Source organism: Duganella sp. CY15W, from assembly GCF_009857555.1.
GTDB lineage: Bacteria > Pseudomonadota > Gammaproteobacteria > Burkholderiales > Burkholderiaceae_D > Rugamonas > Rugamonas sacchari.
This window is the reverse complement of record NZ_WWCQ01000001.1, coordinates 1867713-1880331: the sequence shown is the minus strand read 5'-3', so window position 1 is coordinate 1880331 and position 12619 is coordinate 1867713. Positions and strand designations below refer to the sequence as shown.

The 12619-nt window shown below is 64.7% G+C and carries 4 protein-coding genes and 1 pseudogene; all 5 read right to left on the bottom strand.

The window, feature by feature from the left end; all coding sequences use genetic code 11:
- Positions 1 to 5: 5 nt before the first annotated feature.
- The gene (locus GTP58_RS31300) at positions 6 to 1406 is read right to left on the bottom strand and encodes an alpha/beta fold hydrolase (RefSeq protein WP_161076977.1); all 1401 of its coding nucleotides are present in this window, start codon (positions 1404 to 1406) and stop codon (positions 6 to 8) included.
- A gap of 2 nt (positions 1407 to 1408) precedes the next feature.
- Positions 1409 to 2560 carry a hypothetical protein gene (locus tag GTP58_RS08145; protein WP_161076976.1) on the bottom strand — a complete coding sequence of 384 codons (1152 nt, stop codon included), beginning with the start codon at positions 2558 to 2560 and terminating at the stop codon, positions 1409 to 1411.
- Positions 2561 to 2617: 57 nt separating this feature from the next.
- The gene (locus GTP58_RS08140) at positions 2618 to 3535 is read right to left on the bottom strand and encodes a TauD/TfdA family dioxygenase (RefSeq protein ID WP_161076975.1); all 918 of its coding nucleotides are present in this window, start codon (positions 3533 to 3535) and stop codon (positions 2618 to 2620) included.
- Positions 3536 to 3563: 28 nt separating this feature from the next.
- A complete protein-coding gene (locus GTP58_RS08135; protein WP_161076974.1) occupies positions 3564 to 4514 on the bottom strand; it encodes a TauD/TfdA family dioxygenase in 951 nt (316 codons plus the stop codon).
- A gap of 454 nt (positions 4515 to 4968) precedes the next feature.
- Positions 4969 to 12543, bottom strand: a pseudogene (locus GTP58_RS08130) (amino acid adenylation domain-containing protein); the annotation flags it as partial.
- Positions 12544 to 12619: the final 76 nt, after the last annotated feature.

Here is a 12619-nt window from a genome sequence, read left to right as displayed (position 1 = left end):
AGCACTTACCTCCTTGTTAAAGTCATGGCGTTGCCCTGGACTGGCCCGCCCTGGATGTTCTGGTAGCGCCTGGCTGCGCGCTCGATATCCGCCGGCCTGCCCGTCAATGGCCCCTGCAGAAACGCCGCCACGATGTCGTTGGTGGCGTGCAGCGTCTCCGTCGGGCCGCGCGACCCGCCCACCAGCTGCGCCAGCAGCCAGCGCGCCGGCGGCGAGAACATCAGGGGGGCGTCGGTAAAGCTGTAGTGGTTGGCGCGGGCGATCTGGTAGCGGAAGCCCTGGTCCCGCAGGTTGGCGATCAGGCGCTGGTTGCCGCGCTGGTACATCTCCGAATGGCCGGTCTCGCCATGGTCGCTTTCGACCAGCAGGAAAGGCCGCCCCAGGTGGCGCTCGGCCAGCGTCCCGTACAGGGTGCCGTCGATGTTCGCCGCCGCCTTGACCCGGCTATCCCTGGCCATCACAGCCACCGCCGTCGCGCCGCCAAAGGAATGGCCGATCGCGGCGATACGGTCAAGGTCCATGCGGCCGGACAGCGCCCCCCAGCGGTCCTTGCGGGCCAACTGGTCGAGCACGGCATCCATGTCCGCCGTACGGATGTCCAGATGCTCGCTCATATAAGCCAGCCGGTACGGGTCATTGGCGGCGAAGCGCTCGACCGGCGTGGCGATATAGCCATCGGCCAGCGTGGTCACTGCCGCCTCAAACGGATGATCGACCGCCAGCACCACAAAGCCACGGCTGGCCAGGTCGCTCAGCAGACTGGTGTAGAACGATCGCGAGGCGCCATAGCCCGGCGAAAACAGCACCACCGGCCATTTGGCGCGGTCGTCCGACAGTGGCGCCGCCAGCAAGCCATGCGTATTGATGCGGTCGTAGCGCGTCATGACCATGCTCGGCACCACCGACACAAACCGCGGCAAATGCCCGAGGCCGTCCAGGTAGACCGCATGTTCCCCGGCGACGCCGCGCGGTGCCGGATACCAGGCCTGGACGATGATGTTGCGCCTGTCCTGCGGCGCATCGGTGGCCGGTTCCGGGCGTGTCGCATCCACCCAGCGGAATACCTCGGTGCCAACGGCGTACGGCCCGCTTGGCGCCGGCAGGTCTGGCACCGGCAGGAACACCCAGCTCATGCCCAGCGCACAGACGGCGCCCGCCTGTCCGGTACGCGCGGCAACCATGCGCCACCGTGGCCCGTCCTGCAGCACAGCGCGCAGCAAGCCGAGCAGGATGAGCAGGTAGACCGGCGTGAACTGCCAGTACCAGCCCTCCAGCAGCACCTGCAGCAGGCAGCCCGCAGCCAGCAGCGACAGCATGCCAATGGCGCGCGGCGCGCGCGATCGCCGCGACACCAGCGATGCCAGCGAAAACAGCACGGTGCCGCCGACCAGGAGAAAGTCGATCACGCTCACCCGCCTATCCTTGCCAGCATGCCCAGGCTTTCCTTCAAGTTCACCTGGAAATGATCGCGCTGCGACGGCACCCACATCGGCGGATCGAAGGTTGCCGCGATCCGGTTGGATTCGATCCTGATGCTGCCGGCCAGCGGCTCGCGCACCGCAAACTCGTCGCCCGCATGCTCGATCTGGAACCCCTGCGCCTCGATGTCCTTGAGCTGGGCCTTGAGCACCTCCTGCAGCCGGGCGGGACGGGCGGCATGCGGCACCACGATCTCGATGGCCTTGAGATCCGGCAGCGGCACCAGCACCGACGCCGTTATGGTCGATTTGCCGTTGGCAGCCGGGAAGCGCAGTGCCGCCGCAGCGCGCTGGATGAGGTTTCTGACCTGGTCCACCTCCGCCGATGGCGCGTAGCCGGTGGCCGGCGTCACCAGATTATTGGTCAGGATGGTCACCGATTCCACCTCACCGGATGCGGCGATCGCCAGCCGGAACGTCAACGTGCCCTGCACCTCCTTGTACGCCGTGATCTGCTCCGCCAACTGGCGATGGAAGTCCAGGATCACCTTGCGCCCACCCGCCGGATCGAGCGCGCCCTTGACGATGGGCGAAGTTGGCCGCAGATGGCCAACCAGCGCAAGCCGCCCTTCGATCGGGTCCATGCTGCCCTCGATGGTCTGGGTGCCGTGCACGATGCGGTCGTCAAACAGCAGCAGCTGGTTGAACTGCGCTGGCACCAGCTCGTACAGCGACTCGCCCTGCACATGGTGCTTTTTGTAGCTGGGCACGCCATCGCGCATGATCAGCGTCTCGCCGCCGGAAAACTTGCGGCTTTGCCAGCGCGTAAGCGAATAGACAAAGCCCCAGGTGCCGTTGTGGAAATCGCTGTGCAGTCCCAGCGTGCAGCCGTTAATCATCAGGTGCAGATTAGGCACGCCCATCGGCACCAGCCCCAGGTGGTCGATGCACCACTGCTTCATGTGCTGCATGAAGCGGCCGAACAGCGGCTCGGGGAACATCTGTTGCGGCACCGTGCGCAGATAGGTGTACATCTGCGGCGCGCAGAAGTACTGCCAGCTCACGGTCTGTTTATAGGGATCCTTGACCTTGAGGTCGTAAGCCTCGCGCATGGCATCCGCTTCCGGGAAAAATTCGTTCACAACATGCTGCCGTTCTATCATCCTGTTCTCCATCAATTGGGTTGAAGCGATGCGCGTTCAGGCCGTCGCATGGGCGCGCATATCGCCCAGCGCGACGCGGATCTGGCGGTTGCCCGAATACGGCCTGCGGCCGTGCGCCAGCAGCAGGTTATTCACCAGCAGCACGTCGTTGGTCTGGGTCGGAATGCGGGTCGAGCACTGGTTCAGCACGCTATCGATGGTCTTGACCCATTCGGCCGGGATCTCGCTGCCGTCGCCAAAGAACACCGTGCGGGGGAATTTATCGCGCGAAAAATGCTTGCGCAGCAGCGCATCGACTTCCTGCGGCAAGGCGGCCGGATGGTGCAGCAGGATCTGGTTGAACCAGGCCTCGGTGCCGCGTTCCGGCACCTGCAGCACGGCGTGGGTGCGGAACGAAACGGTCACATCGTTTTCGGACGGCGCATCGATCTCGTGGCCGGTGGGCGCGATCTTGTCACGCAGCTGTTCCAGCGTATCCACCTTGAAGAACTGCTGCCACGAGGCATCCAGGCCGCGAATAAAGCGCCGGCGGTAGACCAGGCCCTTGGCGCGGAACTCGCTGAGCATCTCCGGCGGCAGTGCAGCCAGCACCTTGCGGCCGTCCGACAATGTCCACTCGCCGCCCTCGGGCGCCGGCTCCAGACAGTAAAACAGCTGGCGCGACGGCCAGGTATGGGTGTGCGAAGCCTCGTTGTGGAACTGGATTTCGAGGTGCTTGGGATACGGCGTGGCGAAATACACATTGTCGCTGGCGCTCGCCAGCGGCAGATCGCCGTAATGCTTGTACAGCATGTCGCACGCCACTGCGGCGCTGTTTTCGAACCCGTCCAGCCCGCCCACCTCAAAGCCACGGAACAGCACATAGCCATCGGACCATAGCGCCGCATCGATATCCTTGCGGTGACGTTGAATCCATTGCGAGAGCGACTCGCCTTGCGTACCTGAGATATTCATGATTTCCCTTCGTGTAAAGTTGATCGCTTCAAGACATCGCCACCAGAATCTTGCGTGGCCCGTCAAACGGCATGCGGCCATGCGCAGCCAATACGTTGTCGACCATGAGCAGGTCGCCCTGCTGCCAGCGGAACAGTCTTTTTTCGGCCTGCAGCACTTGCCGTACCGCCGCCAGGGTGTCATTGCTGATCCTGCCGCCGTCGCCGTAATACGCCGCCATCGGCAGCCCGGCTTCAATGTGCGCGGTGACGCTGCTGGCCATGGGGGTGTTGGAGGCATGCCAGAGATGGACCTGGTTGAACCAGACGCGTTCGCCAGTGACCGGGTGGGTCTGCAAGGCCGGCCGGATTTCCTCGATCCGCAAGCCGCCATTGGCCTGCCAGGCGTAGCCAATGTCCATGTCGCGGCAATAGGCCTCCACCTTGGTCTTATCGGTGGTTTCAAACGCCTTGGTCCAGGAGTTGTAGCGCGATTCGGCCGACGCCAGGTTGCGCACGTACATGAGCTGGCGGCGCGCGAATTCCTCGACGATCCCGGGCGGCATGCGCTTCAGGATGGCCCGGGAGTCGGCAATCGGCGTTTCGCCATTGATGGCCGGCGCCGTGGCGCAAAAGAAGAACAGCAGCTCCGGCCACTGGCAGCTATAGGACATCTCGTTGTGCAGCGGGATCTCCAGATGCTGCGGATACTCGGTCGAGGTATACACGCCCTCGGCCACCTGGCTTCGAGGCGAGGTGCCGCCCGCATAGCCGCGCAGCTGGGGCGCGATGGCGCCCACCACGCGCCTGAAATCCTCTGCGCTGTGCAGCGGAAAGCCGCGAAACAGCAGCGCGCCCGTGTTGCGTAGCAGCCTGAGCAGATCCGGCGCCGAGGCTTCAAACCACGCGTAGCCATCCGCCTCCTGGCTGGCTTCGATCAGGTAAGGGAAACCGCTGGTGCTGCTCACTTCCAGCGGCGCGGTGTCGCAGATATTGTCCATGATGTGCATTCCCCGATTAACCCAGATACCACTGCTTGAGAATTTCTTCGGCCGCCAGGCCGGCATACGGCGCTTTCAGGATCGACAGATGGTCGCTGCCGTCGATCTTGACCACCCGCAGCCCCGGTTCGGCGCGGCGCCACGCGTTGAGGTCCACCGCGTCGCCGCCCTGCTCCGGCGTGGCCAGCAACAGCAGCAGGCTGCCGCCGAAGGGTTGTTCGTGCAGATAGCCGATCGTGCACTGCCGTAAGAACGTTTCGATGACGGTCTGGAGCGCGGTGATCCTGGCTTTCGCGGGCAGCAGGCCGGCTTTCTTCATGCGTTCGAACACCAGCTTGATTTGCGCCGCTTCGTCGCGCCGCGCCAGATCGCCGTCGGAAATGCCGAGGCTGGTGTCGCCGGCCAGCTCGACCAGATAGATGTACTCGGCCATCGCCTCGCTGCGCGCCCTATGGCCTTGCGCGCGTGGCGCTTCGCTATCGATCACGACGACCGGCGCCACCACCTGAGCGGCCTGGATCAGTTGCCGCGCCACTTCCAGCGCGATCCAGCCGCCGAAGGAATGGCCGGCCAGGTAGTACGGTCCGGCAGGCTGCACGGTCCTGATCGCTTCCACATAATGCCGGGCGGCGGCCTGTACCGTGCTGGCCTGGCCCAGCAAGCCCTCCGCCTCGAGGCCGATATAGGTGGCGCCATGCGCCAGGCTGGCGCTCAGATCCAGGAACGACGTAGCGTTGGCGCCGGCGCCCGGTATGCAAAATACCTTGGTCCCATGCCCGTCGCCGCTGCTGATGACGACCGCTGCGGGATGGTTGGCGGCTTCGGCGCGCGCCGCCGTGCCATCGATGCTGGCCAGCACGGATGCGATGGCGCTGCCCAAGTGCCCGGCGCGTACCGGGTCCATCATCAGACTCCAGTGGTCGCCGCCGATGGGGTGAACCTGCAGCCGCGCGCCTGCCACCTGGCGCCAGCCATTGGCCGGATCGGACGGCTTGTCCGGCTGCGCCGTGAACAGATGCACCGGCACAGCGAGCGGCTGTGCCGCATAGTGGTGCGCAGCCACGCGCAGATTAAACGCAAGTTCCACCCTTGCATCGAACTCGTCCACCGCCAGCCCCTGGCTCAGCCAGCCGTGATGCTTGGCACAATCGAGTGCCGCCGGCAGGTCGGCTGCCGCCATGAGCTTGGCCACTTCGGTATCAGCCAGCTTGTAGCCCTGGTATTCGATGTAAGACACCAGCAGCATTTTCTTGTCGTTGAGGTCGATTTCGCGGGTGACACCGTGGTCCGTGCCGCGATGCCAGCTGTCGATGAGGCCGACAAACTCCACCGTCTGGTCCTGCGCCATGAGCTGGCGCGCAACCTCGTACGCCAACACACCGCCCGCCGACCAGCCGGCCAAACGGTAAGGCCCGCCTGGCAGCGCGTCGCGGATGATCTGCGCATAGCGCTGGGCGATCTGTTCATAGCTGCTGCCAGCCGTGACCGTGCTGCGGTCGGCACGGATGCCGTACAGCCCGATCTCATCGTCGATATGCCGCGCCAGGCGGTCATAAGACAGCACCTCGCCGCTGGGCTCATGGATAAAGATCAGTGGCTGGCGCTGGCCGCCGCGGCGGATCGTGACCCATTGGTCGGACGTCTGGGCGCCGCCATGGTGGGCGGTCAGCAGTTGCGCCAGTTCGCTGAGCTTCTGCGCCAGCAGGATGTCTTGCAGCGTCACCTGGAAGCCCTTCTGCTTCAGTCCTTCGATAACCTCGAACACCATCAGCGAATAGCCGCCCAGGTCATAGAAGTTATCGTGGCGGCCGACGCGCTCGACACCCAGCAGTTCCGACCACAAGGCCGCAATCATCTGCTCGATCTCGCCTTGGGGCGCCTCGTAACTCTGCTGCGCCAGGCCCTGCCCTTCGGGCGCCGGCAAGGCCTTGCGGTCGAGCTTGCCGTTAGGCGTCAGCGGCAAGGCCTCCAGCGTCACAATGGCGGACGGCAGCATGTAATCGGGCAGCGTGCTGCTCAGTTGCGCCCGCAGTTGTGCCGGGTCGGGCGCAGCCGCATGCGGCGCCGCAACGATGTAGGCCACCAGGCGCTTGTCGCCGGGCTGGTCTTCGCGCGCGATGACGGCAGCCTCGCGCACACCGTCCAGGCGGCTCAACTGGGCCTCGATCTCGCCGAGCTCGATGCGGAAACCGCGCAGTTTGACCTGGAAATCATTACGGCCCAGGTATTCGATGCTGCCGTCGGCACGCCAACGGCCCAGATCGCCCGTTTTGTACATGCGTGCGTGGGCGCCGGCGGCGAACGGATCGTCCACAAAACGCTCGGCCGTGAGTTCTTCGCGGTTGAGATAGCCGCGCGCCACACCGGCGCCACCGATATGGAGCTCACCAGCGACGCCGATCGGTACCGGCTGCCGTGCTTCGTCCAGCAGGTAGATGCGTGCGCCAGGCATGACCTGGCCGATATTCGGCGTACGTCCGTCAATCAGGCCGCAACTGGCGTCAACGCTGCACTCTGTCGGCCCATACATATTGAAGAACAGCGTGTCTTCCACCGCCGCCAGCTCATTCCACGTGACCGTATCGATCGCTTCACCACCCAGCAGCAACTTGCGCAGCGTGCGCGCGCGCCCTTTTAGGAAACCTGCGTTCTGCAGCATGCGCAGGTGCGACGGCGTGCACTCCAGCGCCTCGATACGGTGCTCCTCGATAAAACCGAGCAAGGCTTCGCCGCTGAGGCGCGTGGTTTCCGGGATCAGGTAAACCGTCCGGCCCCGGGTCAGCTGGCCCCAGGCCTTGACCGCCATATCGAAACCGAACGACGAATTCCAGGCCACGCGGCGGCAATCTGGCTGCACACCATGGATGCACGCTTCCAGCCCATGCAGGAAGGTCAGCACGTTGCGATGCTCCACCATCACGCCTTTGGGCGTGCCGGTTGAACCCGAGGTATAGATCATGTAGGCCAGGTGTTCGCCCGACAGGCCGATCTGGCTGGCGTCGGGATTGTGCCTTGGCCCGTTGCCCCAGGCCGATTGTTCCCAGGGCGCTGCATCCAGCACCAGGCAGGCGCTGCCGCCTGGCAGGTCCAGCCGCTCACGCAGCGCCGCTTGCGTGAGCACGGCCACCGGGGCGCTATCCTGCAGCATGTGCGCCAGACGCTCGTCCGGATAGACCGGGTCCAGCGGCACATAGGCGCCGCCCGCTTTCAGCGTGGCGAACAGGGCAATCACCATGTCCAGGCTACGTTCGGCGCAAATCGCGACGCGCGCATCCGGCCCCACGCCCAGTTCGCGTAAGTGATGGGCCAGCTGATTGGCGCGTTCGTTCAGCTCGCGGTAGCTCAGTTGCTGCCCCTCAAACACAATCGCAGTGGTTTCGGGTTGGGCCGCAGCCTGCTGTTCGAACAGGGCATGAATCAGGCCGCCTTGCGCCGGCGGGATGGCGCTCTGGTTGAAGCTGTCCAGCACCAGGCTGCGTTCGGCAGGGCTCAGCAGATCGATCTGATCGACCAGTTGGGCATCGTCCGCGACCATCTGGCGCAACATCGCATGCAGATAGGTCCATTGGCGCTGGATGGTGGCTTCGTCGAACAAGGCCGTGGCGTAATTGAGCTGGCCGCCGATGCGGTCATCGATTTCACGCAGCTCCAGCGACAGGTCGAACTGCGCGAATTCCGGTGCGCCGCCGACCGTTTCCGCCGTCAACCCCGGCAGTTCAAGCTGTACCTTTGGCGTGTTGTGCCAGGACAGCATGACCTGGAACACCGGATGATGGGACAGCGAACGCGGCGGGTTGAGTGCTTCCACCAGGCGTTCGAACGGCACATCCTGCAGGCTCTGCGCCTGTACCGCCATCTGTTTTGCCTGAACCAGCAGCGACTGCACGCTGGGGCGGCCCGAGAGGTCGATCTTGAGCGCCTGCGTATTGATAAAGAAGCCGATCAGCGGCTCGACTTCGACCCGGCTGCGGCCGGCGTGCGAGCTGCCGATCACTACCTGCTCCTGTCCGCTCAGGCGGCTCAGCACCGCCGCCCAGGCTGCCACAAGCGTCATGTACATGGTCGTACCGTGGCGCTGGCTCAGCGCTTTCAGGCCCTGGGTCAGTTCAGCATCGAGATTGATGTCGACATTGGCGCCGCGATAATCCTGCATCGGCGGACGCGGCCTGTCAGTCGGCAGGCTCAATAGCGCTGGCGCGCCCTGCAACTGCTGTACCCATTGCTGCAACTGCTGTTGCAGCAGCGGTCCTTGCAGCCACTGGCGTTGCCAGACACCGTAATCGGCGTACTGGATCGGCAACGGCGGCAGCGGATCCGGCTGGCCATTGCGCAGCGCCTGGTAGAGGGTGGAAAATTCCTGTGCCAGCACCCCGGCCGACCAGCCATCGGAAATGATGTGGTGGGTGGTAACCAGCAACACGTGGTCATCATCCCCCAATCGCAGCAGACGGCCACGGATCAGCGGGCCAAGCGCCAGGTCGAAGGACTGGCTGGCTTCCTCCTTGCTGATACGGTCCAGTTCCAGCGCGCTGGCGCCGTCGAGATCCTGATGCGTCAGCGCAAAGCCGCGCGGTTCATCGATGACCTGCCGCACCTGGCCGCCAATGCCGACAAAGCGCGTGCGCAGCACCTCATGCCGCGCGACGATACGGTCCAGCGCGCCCTGCAGCGCCGCCTTGTCGAGCGCGCCACGCAAGCGCACCGCATCCGGGACGTGGTAGGCCTTGCTGGCGCGTGCATCGACGCGCGAGATAAACCACAGCCGTTGCTGCGCCAGCGACAGCGGCAGCGGCGCCGAGCGGTTTGCCCTGGCGATCGTGCTCAGCGTATCCTGGCCCGCTTCGGCCACATCCAATGCCAGATCCGCCAGCCGCGGATGCGTGAACAGCACCGACAACGGCAGTTCGATGCCCAGGCATTCGCGCAGGCGCGACACCAGGCGCACGGCCAGCAGCGAGTGGCCGCCCAGTTCAAAGAAATTGTCGTGCCGGCCCACTTGTTCAACACCCAGCAGTTCCGACCAGATCTGCGCCAGCGTGGTTTCGATATCGCCGATGGTCGCCTCGTAGGCGCGCTGGACGAAGGCATAGCCATCCGGTACCGGCAAGGCTTTGCGGTCCAGCTTGCCGTTTGGCGTCAGCGGCCAGGCGTCCAGTGTGACAAACGCCGACGGCAGCATGTATTCGGGCAGCTTGTCGGCCAGCGCAGCGCGCAACTGCGCCGGCTCTGGCGTGGCTTCCCCGGCAAGCAGGTAAGCCGCCAGACGTTTGTCGCCGGGCTGGTCTTCGCGCGCCACAACCACCGCCTCGCGCACGCCGTCCAGTCGTGCCAGCTGGGTTTCAATCTCGCCCAGCTCGATGCGGAAGCCGCGTATCTTGACCTGGAAGTCGTTGCGCCCCAGGTAGTCGATCACGCCGTCCGCGCGCCAGCGGCCCAGATCGCCGCTCTTGTACATGCGCTCGCCATCCACGAAAGGATCGGCCAGGAAGCGTTCCTCGCTCAGGTCCGGTCGTCCCAGATAGGCACGGGCAACCTGCACACCCGCGATATAAATTTCACCCGTCACGCCCAGCGGTACCGGCTCCCGGTTGGCATCGAGCAGGTAGAGACGGCTGTTGGCGATGGGCGCACCAATCGGCGGCAGGTCTTCCCAGCTTTCGGACGGCCCGGTCAGTACATGCGCAGCCACCACATGGCTTTCGGTCGGGCCGTAGTGGTTATGCAAGCGTGCCTGTGGACACTGGGCGAACAGGCGCCGGATGGCCGGCGTGATGCGCAATTGTTCGCCCGCCGTAATCAGGTCTTGCAGGGCTGGCAAGGGCTGATCCTGCTGCGACCAAAGTTCGCTCAGGCTGTTCAGCGCGATATACGGCAGGTACAAACGCTGTAAATCCTGTGCGCGCATCCAATCGGCCAGGGCCGGCAGGTCCTGGCGCAGGGACTCGCTGAGCATCACCAGCGTACCGCCGCTGCACAGGGTCGAGAAGATTTCCTGGAAGGCGACGTCGAAGCCCAGCGCTGCAAACTGCAATGTCCGCGCCGGCAGCGGCAGATCATCACGCTGCCAGCGCAGCAGATTGACCAGGGCGCGGTGTGGCATGCAAACGCCTTTCGGCAGCCCGGTCGAGCCCGAGGTGTACAGCACATACGCCAGATTTGCCGGGCTGAGTCCGCTGGCCGGCAGATCGTCGGCCGGATGCTGGCGCCAGGGCGCGTCGCCATCGGTGACCACCAGATGTGCCTGGCCGGCGAAACGGTCGCGCAAATGCTGCTGGGTCAGCAGCGCCGCTGGTGCGCTGTCGTGCAGCATGTGGGCCAGGCGCTCATCGGGCAGCACCGGGTCGAGCGGGACGTAGGCGCCGCCCGCCTTCAACGTGGCGACAATGGCAACGATCAGGTCGATGCCGCGCTCGAAGCACAGCGCCACGCGGTCGTCCGGCTGCACGCCCAGTTCGCGTAGATAGTGCGCCAGCTGGTTGGCGCGGGCGTTGAGCTCCGCGTAAGCAAGCCGCTGTCCCTCGAATTCCAGCGCCACCGCATCCGGCGTCCGTGCAGCCTGCTGTTCAAACAGTGCATGCACGGTCGCTTCGGGGCCGTCCTCACGGCGCGTGGCGTTAAGGCGGTACAGCACCTGTTCGCGTTCAGCGCGCGACAGCGCGGGAATCGCCTGCATCGGCGTGTCGGCTGCGCTTTCCAGTGCCGACACCAGACCTTCCAGCACCTGTAGCACAAAGCCGCCAATGCGTTCGGCGGAGAGCGAATGAACGATTTCGGTCGTGACGCGGAACCCCTCGCCCAGGTCATCGACATGCAGCACGAACGGATAATTGGTCTGGTCGCGGCTTTCGATATGGTGTATGCCGTCGATCACTTCGCCTTCGCTGGCCTGCTCCGGGCGGCTATAACGGTAGTTCAACAAAGCGGAAAACAGCGGGGCGCTGCCGGTCAGGGCGCTGCAGCGCTGTGCCAGCGTCAGTGGAGCCTGCTCGTGATGCAGCAATTCGACCAGTAACTGGCTGGTTTCGCGGACACTGTGGAGCGCACTGTGCACGCCCAGCTTCACCCGCAGCGGCAGCGTGTTGATGAACATGCCCATGGCGCGATCAGCCCCCGCCCCGCCCTGCATGCGGCCGAACAGAACCGTGCCAAACACCACATCGTCGCGCCCCGTGCAAGCGCCCAGCACTTGCGCCCAGGCCAGATGGAACACGCTGGCCGGGCTGACGCCGTGCGCCGTTGCCACGCGGCGCAGACGATCCGCCAGCGCAGTGTCCAGCACGTGACGCGACTGCACCGTGTTTGCGCCGTTGCCTTGAATATTCAGCAGATCGAATGGCGCGGTGCTGCTGTCGACGTCGCCAAGCATGCGGCGGAAGAAATTCTCGTGTTCGGTTTTATTGTTGCCCAGCCTGGCCTGCGCAACGAAATTGCGGAACGGTACGGGTTCCGCCAGCTCCGCTTCGCGCCCCTGCATGAACATCACCACCTCGTGCACCAGCAGTTCCAGGCTGATGTGATCCATGACCAGGTGGTGGTACAGCAGCTGCAGCAGCCAGCGTTGTCCATCCTGGTCAAACGCAGCAAAGCCCTGGATCAACGGCGCGCGGCGCACATCCATGCGGAAATGGCGCGGATCGACGTGGGCCTGCAATTGTGCCTGCACGTCGCCATCGTCGAACGACAGCGTCTGCACCTCAAGCTGGGCCTGGCGCAGCACTACTTGGACCGGATCTTCCAGCCCGTCCCAGTGCATGGCGGTGCGCAGTACGTCGTGGCGGGCGATCACCTGGTTGACGGCGCGCAGGAAACGGTCCAGCAGCTCCTGGTGATCAAAACTCATCAACAGGCGGTTGAGGTAGGCATCGCCCTCCTGCTGCAACAGGTGGTGGAACAAAATGCCTTCCTGCAGCGGCGCCAGCGGATAGATGTCCTGGACATTGGCCACGCCGCCAGGCGTCGCCTGGACGATGCGGTCGATTTGCGTCTGCGTCAGACGGACCAGCGGCAGCATGTCGGGGGTGATCTTCGATTGCACAGCAACGGCGGGCGCATGCTGCGTGCCGGCCGGGCGCGCTTCGGCCCAGGCCAGCAGTTCGCGCTTGTGC